Genomic DNA, 15,792 nt, shown 5'->3' with positions numbered 1-15,792 from the left:
TACCCCATTAACACAGAACCAAATTATCCCGATGAATCAATTCAGCTTCGTCAATATAACCGAGCACGGCTTCGATTTGGCCAGTTGGTTGGCGCAGGATTCGTTGCGTTTCTTGTGAGCTGTAATTGATTAAGCCACGGGCGATTTCTTGTCCGTCCTGATCAACGCAGCGCACCACTTCTCCGCGCAAAAACTCACCATCGACCGCAATCACGCCAATTGGCAGCAAGCTTGAACCCGATTGTTTGACGGCACGGACTGCGCCCGCATCCAGTGTCACACTGCCTTTCAGTTGCAAATGGTCAGCAATCCATTGTTTTTTAGCGGCCAAGGCGCAGGTGTCTGAAGTGAGCTGCGTACCAATCATTTCGCCAGCGGCAAGTCGGGTTAATACTTGCGCTTCGCGACCACAAGCAATGATGGTTGCTGCGCCGCTACGGGCGGCACGTTTGGCAGCGATGATTTTGGTATACATCCCCCCTGTTCCAACGCTAGAACCGGCGCCACCTGCCATTTCCTCTAAAGCAGGGTCACCCGCAATGCCGGTTTGTACTAAAGTCGCGTTTGGATTGCTGCGCGGGTCGGCAGTAAATAGGCCGGTTTGGTCGGTCAAAATAACGAGTGCATCACCTTCAATCAAATTAGTGACCAAAGCACCGAGCGTATCGTTATCGCCAAATTTGATTTCGGCGGTCACCACACTATCGTTTTCATTGATGATGGGAATCACGCCTAATTGCAGCAAAGTGAGCAAGGTGGAGCGCGCATTGAGGTAACGCGTACGGTCAGATAAATCTTCATGCGTGAGCAAGACTTGTGCACAAGTTAGATTGTGCTGCCGAAATGCACTCTCATATGCATGACAAAGCCCCAATTGGCCAACGGCGGCGGCGGCTTGTTTTTCGTGCACTGCGGTTGGTTTTTGCGTCCAACCTAGTCTGGCAATGCCTTCGGCAACGGCGCCAGAGGAGACTAAGACCACTTGTTTTCCCAAGCGCGTTAAATCGGCGATCTCTTGCGCCCAACGTGCTAATGCGGCGTGGTCTAAACCTTTGCCTTCATTCGTCACTAAGCTAGAGCCGACTTTGACGACGATGCGTTGAGCAGTTGGCAAAATGGTCATATGAACTTCCTCTAGTGCTGCAATGGCCAGCACGTCTACACAGTAAATAGGTAAAAGCCTTGTTTTTCAATGGCGCTGATTGCGGTGGCCGGATCAAAACTGACATTGTCATTGCCAATTTTCAAGGTGCGAGTGCGTAAGAAATAAACTTGTTCGTAGTCGGCATCTGTAATCGCCAATTGGCTTTCATCGACATCCACGTCTACAGGTAACACGAGGCATTTGCTCGGGTTGCTCATGCTTTTAAAAATATTCACTTCCACCTTCAGCTCCTTGTTGCCGTCAATTCAGGCGATTTGTCGCAACTAGCCAGTAATTTTCGCTCAATTTGCAGATTAAGCCTAGCTTTTTTGCCAAATGCTAGCTGGAGTATTCGGCGGTAAACCGCGATTTATCCACAGCTTTAGCTCGGCAAAACGCTTAGTTTTATTAGTTTTTAATTTAAATTAGTAATAATAAATAAGGCCTGCACAATGCTGTGGATAAGTCACTTTTCTATTTTGCTTACAGCGATTTAATTGGATGATGCTTTCGGTATTGTCGCGGTAGTAGCTTACATCGATTTGTTAGGCAAAATTAATTTTTATCCATAATCGAAGCTTACGCCCAAAACATACATTGCAATCTATATCGATTACTCATAGACATCCACAACTTATCCACCCTAAAACAGTATCGTTTTGCAGCCATTATTTTATTTAGGCTAGACGCAGATACACCTCGTTTTTGATAAAACGGCGACAAATTGAATCATTGATTGCGGGAAAAGCTGCGCGCTAAAAGCTCAGAATGTCAGGCAGTGACTTTGTTTTGCGTATAAGCCCGATTGCGCTTAGCAATACAGCGTGTACTTTAGAGAAGAGGCGGCGTGACTTGGCCATTGCTAAGCTGAGCTAGGCAAGGATGAAGCAGAGTTTTAACGTGAAATTGGCGCTAGATTTCGCGCATGCTGGTGAAGTATTACGCCAAATGGCCACTTTCATCCCGCATCAAGCGAGATAAAAGCGGCAGGTAGTGCTCTGGGTGTGTGCGGTAGGACGGCGCAGTGGCGGGATTATTTTGGCCAATTTTGAATTAAAAACTCAGCCATCAGTTCGCTAAGACCATTCCAAAGAATCTGAATACCCAAGCAAAGCAGAATAAACGCCGACAATCGCAAGAAAATAATCGTGCCTGTTTCGCCCATTAATTTGAGTAAACGATCAGCATTTCGATAGCACCAATACAATAAGAACGACGCCACCGCGACCGCCAAAACACTCGCCAGTGGAATCAATACCGTATCAATGCCAGAACGCTTAAAGCTCGCGCCCAAAGTAATTGCCACGGTCAGCGAACCGGGTCCCACGCTGATTGGAAAGGTCAACGGGAAAAACGCACGTTGCCGTAATTGCTCTTCTGTTAAGCGTTCATCGGTCGACACCAACACGCTATGCGATGGATCTGACGACATCAATTGCCAGCCTGCGGTCGCAACCAGCAAGCCACCACCCACCCGCACAATCGCCAGCGAGACGCCAAAAAACTCCAACACATAAATACCGATAAACATACTCACCAATAATAGTGAGAAGCCATACATGCCGACTTTGCGCGCCAAAATGACCCGCTCTTCCGCGCTGTAACGCGACGTCATCGACATAAAAATCGGAGCTTGCCCCAAGGGGTTCAAAATCGGAATCAGCGCCGCGATTACGAGCAAAAAATTGGTAATAAACGAACTTAAATACGGCATCATGATAGGAAATCGAGGGGCAAAAGAAGCTTTATCTTAGTGCTTTAAGCTTAAAAAGGATAGGTGCTGTCATCATCCTTTCACTCATCGGCTTTGGCTTCTTGGCACAGCAGCGTTTCAGCCCATTGCGCGGCTTCGGTTTGTAGTTGCTTGACCAGCAAAGCCGAGCAATGCAAAGCTTGGCAACACTGACTGAGCGTATGAAAGTCCTGCGATTCCACTGCACACGCCAATTGCAAATAAGGAAAATGTGGCCCAGATCGTGTTAGCAGTGCCGCGCTGATTTCAGCAGGTACCGCGATGGCCTTGAGCATCTCGGCCAGAGGCTGCAGTAACAAAGCCCCCATCAATGACAGCACGCCGGTCAGAAAGACCTGCTCGGCCTGCGCTAAGCCAAGCTTGGCCGCCAGTAATTGCATCAAGCGACCGCGCTGCAAAGCGATACGCAACAAAGCTAGATCACGCCCCGCATCGGGCATTTGGCTGTGCGCCATAAATGTTAACCAGCGATGCAGTCTTTCTCGCCCCACGCACAATAAAGCCTGCTCGGCGCTGCCGATGGGCTCGGCGGCACACGTTTTGCTCATCCGTAATAGTTTGTATAACAACACGGGGTCAGCTTTCAGGGCATCAGCCAACTCTTGCGTTGGGGCTTCTTGGTCAATCAACGCCAATAAGCGCAGCACTTGAAATCGCAATGCTGGCGTTGGATTCACGCCCCAAGCATCACGGCCACTAATAAATATCCCCTGAAAAAAACAGACCCGTTCGCCATACAGCGTGGATTCCCACACGGCATCAAATGCTTCGTAAGAATCAATATGACAGGCCAGCAAAGGCAAGTGGGGCTGACCGCGCACCGCTTCGGCGATTTCGGTTAGAAAACTCGCTTCCTCATGCACGTCCAGCACCAGCATATCGATTGAATCAAGCAGATGCTCCATCCCTGCGTTCAAGCACTCATGTGCCAAAACGCCAAACATCACGCCTTTTTTGCGTAATTGTTTAATCTGCTCAAGCAATGCCGCACTAACGGCATCATCAGCAAAGCGCAGCACAAACACGCAATGCTGACCAGCCAAATGCGCTAATTTGCTATCAAAAATATGTTCCGCCGCAATATGTACCAAGGCAAAACGCTGCCCCAATAATTGCAGTAAAGGCAAGCTAATGAGCTGACTCACCAAGGCCTGATCGTACAATCGGCGCATCGCGTGACCAATATGCACCCGCTCGGTGATGTTTTTTTTCAGCATAAACTCATGGCCAACCACGCGCTCAAAGCGGTTGACGATGGTTTCGCGACAAATAATTGTTTTATCTTCGGGATTAAAATCGGCGGCAAGCGCGCCATCTTCTAAATGAATACGCGGTGACAATGCATTCAGGCGTTCAAAAGCCGCCGAATCAATCTCGGGCGCGGCATTTTGAAAAAGGCGGTGAAACAAACTAGGCATCAAGGCTGTCCGTACAAAGCCATCCAAGTATAGGAAATCAATGCAATTTCGGCAGTGATCTAGTTCATGCTGACTCAGGCCAAATTAGCGCGCAACAAGGCGCGCGTGAAGTTGGCATTTTGCAAAGAGACTGATCTAGGTATAGCCATGTAGCCATTCAAAATAAATGGCTTGATGGCTATACTGTAGCAGACTGCAATGTTGTCAATTCCACCAAAATATTATGATTAGCATCCGACAACCACATTTGGCCGTCTTGAATCGTGCACTGAATTTGCATCGTGCGTTCGGTCATTTTGGTGAGTTCAGTCAAGGTATCGGCTGGGATGCTGAGGACATTTAAATGCTCAAAACGCGTCAATTGGTTTTTGATACCATCCCACCAAATATCCACCACACGGCCACCGTAGGCATAAATCCACATTTCATTGGCGCGGCCGCAGCCTTTTTTGATGCGTTTTTCATCTGGCAAGCCCAACTCAATCCACTTTTCAATCGCACCAGTTAAATCTTTTTGCCACACATCGGGCTCGTCATCGGCCGACAAACCGCGCGTCAGTTCCAGTGTGTCGCTGGCATGATGAGCAAAAGCGACCAAACGCAGCATCATGCGCTCGTCGGTTTCCGACGGGTGCCGCGCAATCGTCAACGCGTGGCTTTGATAATAACCGCGATCCATATCGGTAATATTGAGTTCGGCTTTGAAAACCGTTGATTTAAGTGCCATGAGCTGTCATTCCTAATGAAGCCGACAGTGTAACGGAAAGCGCCAAAGCTGTAAGCGATGTGCCTCAGCATGTGAGATGCTGTCGCGCCAATGCACAGGCTTTATCTGCACAAATTTACTCATCAGACGTGCTAGCATCAACCAATCCACCCTTCCTCGCTGATCTATGACGACCATCGCCTTACTCAGTAGCGCCAACGATCTCAGCCCAGCCGACTGGTCGCAACTTCAACGCACTAATGATCCATTTTTGAGTCAAGCATTTTTGGGGCTCGCCGAAAGTACCGGCGCGGCCAGCCCTGATTTAGCGTGGCAGCCAGTGCATTTGCTATTACAAGACGAGCAAGAACAAACGCGTGCACTACTGCCGCTGTATTTGCGGCAACACTCTTTCGGTGATTTCTCGCGCGACTGGCAATGGGAACAAGCATGGCAAGCGGCAGGGCTGGCGTATTACCCTAAATTGGTTTCGGCGATTCCATTTACCCCATCACCGGGGCCGCGTTGCGTGTTGGCGCGGGGGCAAGATGAATCGACGCGCGCTGAATTGATTGCCGCGGCGATTCACGTGGCGCAAGAACTCAAAGTCTCATCGTGGCAGTGCTTATTTGTGCAAGAAGCTGACCGCGCCGCACTGAGCGACGCTGGCTTACTGATGCGCAGCGGTGTGCAATTTCATTGGCAGAATCAGAATTACCGTGATTTTGACGACTTTTTGGCGACGTTTACCGCGATGAAGCGCAAAAAACTCAAACGAGAACGGCGTAGCGTCAGCGATGCTGGGCTGCGTTTGGCGACTTTGCACGGCGATGAAATCGACGCGGCGAGCTGGCAAGCGATTTACCGCCACTATTGCGATACGTTTCGCCGCTATGGCAATCATCCGGCGTTTTCGCTGAAATTTTTCCAGCAACTCGCCGCAGAAATCGGCCGAGCAATGGTTGTTTTTGTTGCCTATCAGGGTGATGATTTAATTGCGTCGGCAATTTGCTATCGCAGCGATACCGCGCTGTTTGGGCGGCATTGGGGGGCCGATATCGAATGCCCAGGCCTGCATTTTGAGTTGTGCTATTACCAAGGGATCGCTTACGCGATTGAGCATGGACTAAACACTTTCGAGCCGGGCGCGCAAGGCGAACACAAACTCGCACGTGGCTTTGCGCCGATTACGACGTGGAGCAGCTACTGGATTGCAGATCCCAGAATGAGGCAAAGCGTCGCGCAATTTCTTGCTCGCGAAGCGGCGGCGACGCAAAACTATCAACTCGAAATGGCCACGCATTTGCCGTTTCGGCTGACCGAATAGATTTGCACTTTAAGATCAAAACCTTTAAATCCACGAATAACACAAAAGGCACGAAAAAAACAAAAAATAAAATAGCTCGTAGAGTGCATTTTTCTTACAATTTATAGCCATTACTTCATTTTAAATCTTTGTTCGTGTTTTTCGTGCCTTTCGTGAACTCCCCGATTTTGACTTTTTATCTACGCTGTCTCTTTATTGCAATCCGATTGCAGTTTCATCACATTTCAATATTTCACACTTAAGCTAAAGCTATTTTCCAGCACCTCAGTGCGGAGTTACTTATGTATGCCAGCCACGACAAATTGATACTTTTAGATGCTGATGGCACCATTATCGATGCTTTTAGTGCAATTGAAGCGGCTTTTACGCAACATGGGATGGCGATAGGTGATTTGGATCGTTTCCAAAAACGGCGTAATTTATTTAAATATCTGGGCGGTATTAAAGAATTCCCGCGCAATCTAGCCAAAAGTTTAGGTAACTCCAATCGCAAAGAGCTAATCAATACGCTCACTGACATTTACCGCGAAAGTGCAGTACTTTATCCGGGAATTGCGCCTTTATTGCAGCAATTACTGGCAACGCCGGGCATCCGCGTCGGTCTGGTAACACGCAATGTGACACATGAGCCAGCGATTACGCTCAGTCGCCTGTTTGCGCGGCATGATTTAGACATTCAACAACTCGATTTTTTTAGCTGTATTCCACTCAAAACCGCAAAAACCGAATATTTCAGCGCTGCGCTATCGCAGCTGGGTATCAACCCCGCGCGCGCGTTTGCCTGTGGCGACGAGCATAAAGATTACCTATCAATGCAGGCTGCGGGATTTAATCCATTTATGGTGTCATACGGTTTTGAAGATTTTCGCCGCCTCACGCTCAAATATGCCGTCCCCGAAGTCATCATTTCCCGCACGCCGCAAGCGCTCAGCCAGCGAATTCGACATGCATTTGATTTACCCGAATCAGCGCTTTAAGCCCTAGCACTGTATTTCACTGATCTAGCCGTACTTGATACGCATCAAAATAGCGCTCGCCCAACTAAACGACAATGGTTATCATTATCACAAATAATGAATATTGACCTATGTCCAGTCTTACCCCTGCCAGCCCAGAGCTAAATTGCTGGCTGCAAACCAATGATGTACTCCCTACCGCATTTGCTGAGCGAAAAGCCTTAATGCCGATGTGGGGCGCACAGATGGTGCCGCCAACTGCGTGGCCGGCGATTACACAGCGCATTGTCAGCGCGCCGATCAAACCGAGCACGTTGGCGTATTTTCACATCCCGTTCTGCGCCAATCGCTGCGTTTTTTGTGGTTTTTACCGCAATGCCTGGCAAGCCGAGCACGGCACGCCGTATGTAGATCGACTCATTGCCGAATTGGAATTCGAGGCCAGCCAACGCCCCGCGGGTGGCTCAATTAATGCGGTTTATTTTGGCGGCGGCACGCCCACTGCGCTCAGCGAAGCTGATTTATGCCGACTGCTCGCAGCAGTACGCCGCACGCTGCCACTAAGCGATGATTGCGAAATCACCATCGAAGGCCGGATTTCGCATTTCAGCCTCGCCAAAGCGCAAGCCTGCCTTGCTGCGGGGGCAAACCGAATTTCAATCGGTGTGCAAAGCTTTGATTCACAACTGCGCCGCAGGCTAGGTCGTCAGCATTCGGGCGAGGACGCTGCAACGTATTTGCGCCAACTGTGCGAGCAAACCGACGCGGTCATTGTGGCCGATTTGATGTTTGGTCTGCCGGGGCAAGATGACGCCAAATGGACGCACGATCTGGATGTCGCATTATCGCTGGGTTTATCCGGCTTGGATTTGTACGCGTTTAATTGCTTTCCCAATTTACCGATCAACCGCATGCTAGAAAAAGGCGCCTTGCCGCCGTTGCTCGATCTGGCCACCCAATGCCGCCATTACGCCTATGCGGTACGCCGCCTACTGGCTGCAGGCTGGACACAGCTGAGCAATAGTCACTTTGCTAGCCCCAGCCCCAATCGATACGAGCGCAATCGCTACAATCAGGCGATTAAATCGGGGCAAGATTGCCTTGCGTTTGGCTCAGGCGCAGGGGGCTGCCATGCGGGCTACAGCTATCAGGTGCAAGGCAATCTGGACGACTACCTCGCCACCCCGCTGGAACAAAAACCGATCGCTTTTCTAGCTGCCACCAGCCCACAAAAGCAGGCCTTTGCACTGATTCAAGGCGCACTTGAGGCCGGACAGTTTGCCAGCGCATTGTTTGCGCCGTACCCCGTATTGTTGACGCAATTACATCAATGGCAGCAGCAAGGCCTGCTCACCATCGAACAAGACCAGATCACTTTAACCATCGGTGGGCGCTTTTGGGCGCCGACGATGATTCGCGAACTCGCCCAACTGATTACACCGCCAGAGGAAACACCATGCCCAACACCCACCATGTCGCACCCACACTCAGTAGCGAGCAAAAAGCCGCACTCACTCAACGCCTAGCCGCCAATCCCGGCGTGATTTTGGAGCAGCTAGCCGACACGCATCAGTGCGCGGTGGCCGATGTGATCGAATGCCTACCCACCGCACTATGGCAAAAAATGGCAGGAAATTGTTTTGTCGAATTGATGACCGCAATTCACCAGTGGCAAACGCCAGTCACGCTGATCACCCATAGCAACGACGCCATTTTAGAATTTACCGGCCCATTGCCAGCCGGTGAAGTCGGTCATGGATTCTTTAATCTACATGGCAGCACCGGCCTACACGGGCATTTGCGCTATCAAAACTGCGCCGCCATTTATTGGGTTGAGCGCCCCTTTATGGGCAAACCCACCGCCAGCCTGATTTTTTGCAATCAAGCAGGTGCGGTGATGTTTAAAATCTTTGTCGGCCGCGATGACCACGGCCAATTACGCGCCGAGCAAATCGATGCTTTGCGTGCATTCGCCAGCAAGGAGGCGCAATGAATCAGCCGCACGACATCTTGATCTTTGGCGGCTCAGGCAAAACGGGTCGCCACTTGATTGATCATGCCCTGCAAGCCGGGCTGAGCGTCGCTTGCATGCTGCGCCCAGAACGCGATGCCAGCGCGCTGCTTGAATTGGGGGTTACCGTTATTCGGGGCGATGCCTTTGCACTGGCCGATTGCGAACAAGCACTACAGCTCGCCGCACCGCGCGCAGTAGTGAGCCTACTTGGCGGTAAAAATGCCGCCGGGCGACGAATTGATGCAATTGGCAATCTGAATGTGATCAATGCCGCGCAAAGCTGGCAAAGTGATTTGCCGTTTGTGCTGCTGACTTCGGTCGGTTGCGATGAGCAATTTGAGCAATTGCCACCGAATGTGCAGCAGGCGTTGCGCGAAGCGTTAATCGCCAAAACCGAGGCCGAACGGCAATTGCGTGCTAGCCCCCTCAATTGGCGAATTGTTCGCCCCGGTGGGCTCAATGATGAAGCGGGCACCGGGCGCTATGCACTAATCCAAACGCTCACTGCGGAGCGAAAAATGTATCTCAGCCGCAGCGACGCTGCGCTAGCGACCTTGGCTATTTTGCGTGATGCCAGCAAAGCCCAGCAAGTTTGGACGGTGCTCGCCAGCGAATCAACCTAGCCTGCAATTGAAGTATTAATCACTGCAAAGCGGATGAGCAGCCAATCACTGTACATCCGCTATTTAATCCCAATCAATCCCTAGATCCAGCACCAAGCCATCACGCATGGGTATCAATCCGTAATCTTTAATAAACAATAACTTCAAAGCAATACACCCCATTTAACACCTTAGCAGCACATATCGCCACGCAAGACCCGCACTAAGCAACACCGTGCTTATTTACCAAGTAGTATTTACTGCTACCATTTGGTAACATTTAATGCTTAAAAGTATTGCTTGAGCAATGCGGTAAGCAAATTGCGAGTCAGAGCCAACTCTATATGCACAGCCCCATCCATCTGGTCTGGTTTAAAAAAGACCTACGCCTGCATGATCACTGGCCGCTGTGGCAAGCCAGCCAGCGTGGTCCGGTGTTGGCGCTGTATTGCATCGAGCCTAGCCAGCAAAGCCAGCCCGACTACAGCGCAGGCCATTGGGGGTTTGCGCGCGAATGCCTGCAAGAGCTGGCGCATGATCTGCAGCGCTGCGGGCTGCGGCTGTATCTATTTCAGGGCGAAATGCTTGATGCCTTGCAATGGCTGCACAGCCAAGTGCCACTGGCTGGGCTGTATTCGCATGAAGAAACTGGCAATCTGGCCAGCTTTGCGCGTGATCGCGCAGTGGGCGACTGGTGTCGACAGCAAGGCGTGCCGTGGCAAGAATGGCCGCAAAATGGCGTAGTGCGGCGGCTGCGTAATCGTGACCACTGGCATGGCTACTGGAGCGAGCGCCTTGCCGCCGCCACCGCGCCCAAAGTCACTAGTGCCCAAGACGCCGCGCTAGCGTACTGGCCGCACCCGACGATTGAACAAATCGAGCAAATCCCGCTGCGGCTGTGGGACAGCGACTTTGCCGCGCGCCAGCACGGTGGTCGGCGCGCTGCGGTAGCGACGCTGCAGGCGTTTTTACTCGAGCGCGGCGGGCAATATCGCGGCGGGATTTCCAGCCCACTCAAAGCCGTATCGGCCTGCTCGCGGCTATCGCCGTACTTGAGCTTTGGCTGCCTATCGCTGCGCGAAATTGTGCAAGCCACGCGGCGGCGCGTCGCGCAATTATCGCCCGAGCAAGCCGCCGAGCAGCGTTGGCGCACCTCGCTACGTAGCTTTGAAAGCCGGCTGCACTGGCATTGCCATTTCATGCAAAAACTCGAAAGCGAGCCCGAGCTGGAAATCGCCCCGCAACACACAGGCTATGCCGGACTGCGCGAAGCCGACTTCAACCCCGCGCATTTTCAGGCCTGGGCCAATGGCGAAACCGGCTACCCGCTGATCGACGCCTGTATGGCCATGCTGCGCCACACTGGCTGGATTAATTTTCGGATGCGCGCCATGCTGGTCAGCTTTGCCAGCTACAACCTCTGGCTGCACTGGCCACAACCCGCCGCCCGACTGGCGCGGCTGTTTCTCGACTACGAGCCGGGCATTCATTACCCGCAAGTGCAAATGCAGTCGGGCGTCACCGGCATCAACACACTGCGCATTTACAACCCAATCAAACAAGCCCAAGAACACGACCCGCGCGGCGCATTTGTCCGCCACTGGCTACCCGCACTGCGCCGCGTGCCCGACTGGTGTATCTTCGAGCCATGGCAAATGCCGCCGGCAATTCAATTAGAAGCTGGCTGCATCCTCGGCCGCGACTACCCGTGGCCGGTGGTGGACTGGCAAACCTCGCTGCACGCCGCCAAACAAAAAATCAGCGACTGGCGGCGCAGTCAGCCGCAACTGCGCGAGCAAGCCAAAGCCGTCTACCAAAAACACGGCAGCCGCAGCCCAGTGCGGCATGGGCAGCGCAGCAACAAACGCACCAGCGCCCAGTCAAGCCAACCCGATTTGTTTGCTGAACAGCAAGACGACGCATGAGCCCGTACACCAATATGGGTATTAATTGCTAAGCCTTGATAATCAAAGACTACAGCCAAATACATCCTTGATCGATTTTGACTAGCAAAAATCTTCAACCTACATCGATTCATCGTTCCGATTACGCCAAGGCAACAAAAACGGCACCCGCAGGTGCCGTTGATTCAACAATCAAAACTGCTTATTTGAATGTGCCAAAAATCCGGCTAAACGCCCAATCTTGCTGAGCAATCCCGCTGCACTGCCAATTGGCGGTTTTATTGCCGGGGCAAGAACCGTTATCACGGCCAAGTGACCAGAAGGCCAAACGCCCCATGCCTTTTTGCTGCGCGAAATCAGTCAGAATTTGCGCGTCAGCCAAAGTAAACACTTCGGCCTGTGCATCATTTTGCCCGATCATCGCGGTTGCGCCCAACATCGCCCAATACTGCGCGTCGGTTTTGCCCGGCCACAAGGCTTTCACTTGGTTAAACACATTTTGCAGTGCAAGCACGGAGCGATTGCCCATTTGGTTGCCAGAGACGCCATCGTAGAAATCCATCACCATCGGATTCACCACATCGACTTCAACGCCAGCGGCTTTCGCCGATTGCAATACATACAAGTTTGCCGCATCCAAGCCTGGCTCTGGGTGAACACCAATCGTGTACGAAACGACGAGTTTTTTACCACGCGCTTTAAAGTTGTCTTGCAAGATTTTCACAGCAGCATTGCGGCGATCAACAATCGCTGGTTCCAGATTGTTGTACACATCGCCCGCCTCAGGATCGAGATCAAGATGATCGGCCGCAAATTTATCCAATACGCCTTGATACACCGCAGCAAGGCTGGCGGCATCGGTACAACGGCGCGCCAAATCATTGGCATTCCAGCCACCGCTGACCACAATCACATCACCGCCGAGCGCGCGCAAACCTTGTACTTTCGACAGTAAATTCGCTTCATCACTCGGCCACGCGCCCGAGCAGCTGCCGTTTGAATTGTAAAACGCGAGTGAAATGTATTTTTGCCCAGTCGCTTGCGACCAGCCGACCAAATCAGAAGCGCCGCTCACATCAACATACGGGGCAAATTTGAATTTGGCGCTCGCCACTGGCGTGGTACTTGGCGTTGGTGTTGGTGTCGCGCCAACGGGAGTCGCAGTCGGCGTTGGCGTAGCATTGCTATTGCAAGCGCCTAAATCAGTCCACGGTAAACCTGAGCCCACATTGCTCGATGGAATATTGTTTTGTGTCCACCAATTGGCTTGATAATTGCGCCCGTTGTAGCTGACCTTTTGTCCGCCGGTATACGCTGTCGCACTATTCCACTCGGCATTGGTACAGCTACCGCCGGGGATTGGCGTTGCGGTCGCAGTGACAACCACGGTAGGCGTCGGTGTATTGCTCGGTGTTGCAGTTGGTGTCGGTGTAGAAGTCGGCGTCGCGGTCGGCTTGGTGGTCGCGGTTGGCGTCACCACTGGCGTTGCGGTTGGCACTGGCGTCGAGCCCGTTTGCAAAGCCCACGGCCCCCACTGATCCGCGCCCGGTACATTGCCCTGAGTCCACCACTTGGCTTTGTAATCTTGCCCAGCATAAGTAACAACTTCGCCGCCGGTATACACCGTCGCGCTATTCCACGCCGGAGCAGCAACAGCAGAAACGGAAACGATTGCCGCTGGAATCGCGGCCAAAATCCAATGATTCATCATGGTTATCATTCTCTCCATCCTCATACAGCGCAAAGCAGCCACCGTAATTGGTTTTTTATCGTGATTGATTTTTTACACCCACCGCTCAAAAGCCAGTAGACGATGCAATAGCCAATTGAAAAATTTCTCTTTGCTTTGCACACTGAAACAATACGAGAATAAATACGATGAGGGAATAACAAGCAACAAACCTTGCGCGCCATACATCACTTTGCCGCTAAATCTGCCACCCACAGTCGGCACAACAGCGCCCGTCCCCACCTGAGCGCACTCAGCGGCACTATTTCCCAAGACAAGACCCCACCATCCCGCCACAATCGACGCTCTGCCTTTTTGAGCGAACACATGCAACGCCGAACTTTTCTCGCGCTCTTGGCCGGCCTGCCGCTGGCGGCCAGAGCAAATACCTCACTCGCCGACTTGCAAGCGGAAGCCGCGCGGCGCACCAAGGTTTTTCAAGCGCAGCTGACGCAACTCGCGACCAGCCAGCCCAAACACATTTATTTCAACGCCGCCGACCCAGTGATTGGCGCGCCCAAGGCCGCGCGCAGCGTGTTGGTGTTTACCGATTTTAATTGCCCGTATTGCCGCAAAATCGACCCGATCTTGCAGCAAGTCGCGCAAGATGGCAGCGTGCGTTTTGTGTTGAAATGGCAGACGATGATGGCCGATAGCAGCGCAGACGCCGCCAGTTTTGCGCTCAAGGTCTGGCAAGCCGCCCGCCCGAATTACGCGCAAGTGCATACTGCGCTACTGCAAGCGCCAATCCCGATCACACCGCAAGCGATGCGCGCCATCGCGCAGCAAACGCAGACCGAGCATCTGCTTCAACTGGCCGAGCCACCCGCGTTGGCAAGCAGTGTGCAATTGGGGCAGCAATTACGGATTTTCGCGACGCCCAGTATGTTGATTGGCAATCGGGTGATGAGTGGGATGACCGATGAGGCGACGTTGAAAAAGGCGATTGCAGAGTGGCGGGTGAGTTAAGTTTCATCTGTGTGAACACAGAGTCGCGCTGATGCCGCGCGGCACTTACTTCTCTTGCTTCGCCAAGAGAAGTAAGCAAGAGAAGGCGACCCTGCATCTGCGTCCGGCTGCGCCGGATTCCCTCGCTGCGGACAATCGAGGCGGTTGCGCTCAAAACTCGGCCTACGGCCTCAAACATTGATCGCAAAAACCCCGCCCCGCTTTTCCTCACTCGGCTTGATACAAGGGATGTTTAAGCCCCAGCTCAACGAGCGAGAAATAATATTGATGTATTGCCAGCGAGGCATTGTTAATCAATGGCTGCGATCAAATACATCGAAAGCGTTATAACGCAATCAATTTAGTGAATTGCACCGAAATTGACTGTTTAGCTTTTGTAGGTTGGTGCTGAGCTTGCGAAGCCCAACATGCGCGGTAAACGTTGGCGTGGATTTAATCTGCAGCGATCTGATTAACTGAGACGCGCTCATGCCGCGCGGCACTTACTTCTCTTGCTTCGCCAAGAGAAGTAAGCAAGAGAAGGCGACCCTATACCTGCACCGACTTCGTCGGTTTGGTATCAAGGGGTTTTAAAAGCCCCAAGACCGACGAGCGAGAAATAATATCGATGTATTACCTGCTAGGCATCATTAATAATTGGTTGCAATGAAATACCTGACCAATCTTTGGCGTAGATTCCTTGTTCAACAAGGCGATGAAATGATGAATACGGCCAGTCAGCAACATTTTTAACCAAGCCATGCCGCACCGGATTGAAATGTAGATAATTCATATGGTGGCGAAAGTCGTCAGCATCTTGGATTAAATGTTCCCAGTAACGATGCTGCCAAATCGTGCCGCAATGTTTTTTGGCGCGTACCTTGGTATGCCATTCAGGGCGAAAGTAAATTTCCCCAACCGTACGCGTTACCGCAGATTTAATTAAGCGCCAACGTGTAGAAAAATCAGTATCACCTTCAGGCAAAGTCCAAATCGCATGCAGATGATCGGGCAACAAAACCCAGCCATCAATTTGAAACGGGCGCTCCAATCGAACTTTTGTAATGGCCTCGCGCAATGCAAGTCGAAGCGCGTCATCGGTCAAAATCCGTTGCCGCCGCTCCGTCACCACCGTAAAGAAATACGACCCACCCGCCACATTCGCCCGCCGATACGAAGACATAATCAGCCCAAAAAGAGAGATACATCATCGTAGGGCGGGTTAGCCGAAGGCGTAACCCGCCAATTTGTTTCCGATATCACGAACGGTAATCCGCGCGGGTTGATAAAC

General features: G+C 51.9%; 14 protein-coding genes. 7 read left to right on the top strand and 7 right to left on the bottom strand.

Features of this window, described 5'->3' with window-relative positions:
• Positions 1-7: 7 nt before the first annotated feature.
• The 5 genes from proB to GM173_RS07980 form a co-directional block, all read right to left on the bottom strand.
• Complete coding sequence (proB, locus tag GM173_RS08000) at positions 8-1,123, bottom strand: glutamate 5-kinase (RefSeq protein WP_203570857.1); 1,116 nt, start codon at positions 1,121-1,123, stop codon at positions 8-10.
• Positions 1,124-1,158: 35 nt separating this feature from the next.
• The gene (locus GM173_RS07995; protein WP_203570856.1) at positions 1,159-1,386 is read right to left on the bottom strand and encodes a hypothetical protein; all 228 of its coding nucleotides are present in this window, start codon (positions 1,384-1,386) and stop codon (positions 1,159-1,161) included.
• A 791-nt stretch (positions 1,387-2,177) separates the two neighbouring features.
• On the bottom strand, positions 2,178-2,861 hold the full coding sequence (locus GM173_RS07990) for a MarC family protein (protein ID WP_239078439.1): 684 nt from the start codon (positions 2,859-2,861) through the stop codon (positions 2,178-2,180).
• 77 nt (positions 2,862-2,938) lie between these two features.
• A complete protein-coding gene (locus GM173_RS07985) occupies positions 2,939-4,315 on the bottom strand; it encodes an EAL and HDOD domain-containing protein (RefSeq protein ID WP_203570855.1) in 1,377 nt (458 codons plus the stop codon).
• Positions 4,316-4,493: 178 nt separating this feature from the next.
• Positions 4,494-5,042: a YaeQ family protein gene (locus tag GM173_RS07980; protein WP_203570854.1), complete on the bottom strand. Its 549-nt coding sequence runs from the start codon at positions 5,040-5,042 to the stop codon at positions 4,494-4,496.
• A gap of 166 nt (positions 5,043-5,208) precedes the next feature.
• Between GM173_RS07980 and GM173_RS07975 the strand changes: the two genes are divergently transcribed.
• The 6 genes from GM173_RS07975 (at position 5,209) to GM173_RS07955 (ending at position 11,845) form a co-directional block, all read left to right on the top strand.
• The gene (locus tag GM173_RS07975) at positions 5,209-6,348 is read left to right on the top strand and encodes a GNAT family N-acetyltransferase (protein ID WP_203570853.1); all 1,140 of its coding nucleotides are present in this window, start codon (positions 5,209-5,211) and stop codon (positions 6,346-6,348) included.
• A 281-nt stretch (positions 6,349-6,629) separates the two neighbouring features.
• Complete coding sequence (locus tag GM173_RS07970) at positions 6,630-7,325, top strand: HAD family hydrolase (protein WP_203570852.1); 696 nt, start codon at positions 6,630-6,632, stop codon at positions 7,323-7,325.
• Between the two features lie 110 nt (positions 7,326-7,435).
• Entirely contained in the window at positions 7,436-8,830 is a 1,395-nt protein-coding gene (gene hutW, locus GM173_RS07965; RefSeq protein ID WP_308439588.1) for a heme anaerobic degradation radical SAM methyltransferase ChuW/HutW, read from the top strand.
• Positions 8,761-9,297 (top strand): heme utilization cystosolic carrier protein HutX, encoded by a 537-nt coding sequence (gene hutX, locus GM173_RS16295; RefSeq protein WP_308439587.1) that lies wholly within the window; start codon positions 8,761-8,763, stop codon positions 9,295-9,297. Before hutW ends, hutX begins: the two co-directional genes overlap by 70 nt.
• A complete protein-coding gene (locus GM173_RS07960; protein ID WP_203570851.1) occupies positions 9,294-9,941 on the top strand; it encodes an NAD(P)H-binding protein in 648 nt (215 codons plus the stop codon). Before hutX ends, GM173_RS07960 begins: the two co-directional genes overlap by 4 nt.
• Before the next feature lie 323 nt (positions 9,942-10,264).
• A complete protein-coding gene (locus GM173_RS07955; RefSeq protein WP_203570850.1) occupies positions 10,265-11,845 on the top strand; it encodes a cryptochrome/deoxyribodipyrimidine photo-lyase family protein in 1,581 nt (526 codons plus the stop codon).
• 181 nt (positions 11,846-12,026) lie between these two features.
• On the opposite strand, the gene GM173_RS16195 is transcribed toward GM173_RS07955, so the two are convergent.
• On the bottom strand, positions 12,027-13,532 hold the full coding sequence (locus GM173_RS16195) for a carbohydrate-binding protein (RefSeq protein WP_203570849.1): 1,506 nt from the start codon (positions 13,530-13,532) through the stop codon (positions 12,027-12,029).
• A 348-nt stretch (positions 13,533-13,880) separates the two neighbouring features.
• Here GM173_RS16195 and GM173_RS07945 point away from each other — a divergent pair, with 348 nt between their 5' ends.
• A complete protein-coding gene (locus GM173_RS07945) occupies positions 13,881-14,522 on the top strand; it encodes a thioredoxin domain-containing protein (RefSeq protein WP_203570848.1) in 642 nt (213 codons plus the stop codon).
• A gap of 619 nt (positions 14,523-15,141) precedes the next feature.
• Here the strand turns inward: GM173_RS07945 and GM173_RS07940 are convergent.
• A complete protein-coding gene (locus GM173_RS07940; RefSeq protein ID WP_203570847.1) occupies positions 15,142-15,684 on the bottom strand; it encodes an REP-associated tyrosine transposase in 543 nt (180 codons plus the stop codon).
• Positions 15,685-15,792 lie beyond the last annotated feature (108 nt).

It is taken from the genome of Deefgea chitinilytica, from assembly GCF_016881405.1.
GTDB classification, from domain to species: Bacteria; Pseudomonadota; Gammaproteobacteria; order Burkholderiales; family Chitinibacteraceae; genus Deefgea; species Deefgea chitinilytica.
This window is presented reverse-complemented; position numbering and strand designations above follow the sequence as displayed.

Bases quoted from the DNA above. Each gene is read 5' to 3' on its own strand.
- GM173_RS07970 (WP_203570852.1), top strand. From the start codon at position 6,630: ATGTATGCCAGCCACGACAAATTGATACTTTTAGATGCTGATGGCACC.
- proB (WP_203570857.1), bottom strand. From the start codon at position 1,123: ATGACCATTTTGCCAACTGCTCAACGCATCGTCGTCAAAGTCGGCTCT.
- GM173_RS07955 (WP_203570850.1), top strand. From the start codon at position 10,265: ATGCACAGCCCCATCCATCTGGTCTGGTTTAAAAAAGACCTACGCCTG.
- GM173_RS07945 (WP_203570848.1), top strand. From the start codon at position 13,881: ATGCAACGCCGAACTTTTCTCGCGCTCTTGGCCGGCCTGCCGCTGGCG.
- hutW (WP_308439588.1), top strand. From the start codon at position 7,436: ATGTCCAGTCTTACCCCTGCCAGCCCAGAGCTAAATTGCTGGCTGCAA.
- GM173_RS07940 (WP_203570847.1), bottom strand. From the start codon at position 15,684: ATGTCTTCGTATCGGCGGGCGAATGTGGCGGGTGGGTCGTATTTCTTT.
- GM173_RS07960 (WP_203570851.1), top strand. From the start codon at position 9,294: ATGAATCAGCCGCACGACATCTTGATCTTTGGCGGCTCAGGCAAAACG.
- GM173_RS16195 (WP_203570849.1), bottom strand. From the start codon at position 13,532: ATGAATCATTGGATTTTGGCCGCGATTCCAGCGGCAATCGTTTCCGTT.
- GM173_RS07980 (WP_203570854.1), bottom strand. From the start codon at position 5,042: ATGGCACTTAAATCAACGGTTTTCAAAGCCGAACTCAATATTACCGAT.
- hutX (WP_308439587.1), top strand. From the start codon at position 8,761: ATGCCCAACACCCACCATGTCGCACCCACACTCAGTAGCGAGCAAAAA.
- GM173_RS07985 (WP_203570855.1), bottom strand. From the start codon at position 4,315: ATGCCTAGTTTGTTTCACCGCCTTTTTCAAAATGCCGCGCCCGAGATT.
- GM173_RS07975 (WP_203570853.1), top strand. From the start codon at position 5,209: ATGACGACCATCGCCTTACTCAGTAGCGCCAACGATCTCAGCCCAGCC.
- GM173_RS07990 (WP_239078439.1), bottom strand. From the start codon at position 2,861: ATGATGCCGTATTTAAGTTCGTTTATTACCAATTTTTTGCTCGTAATC.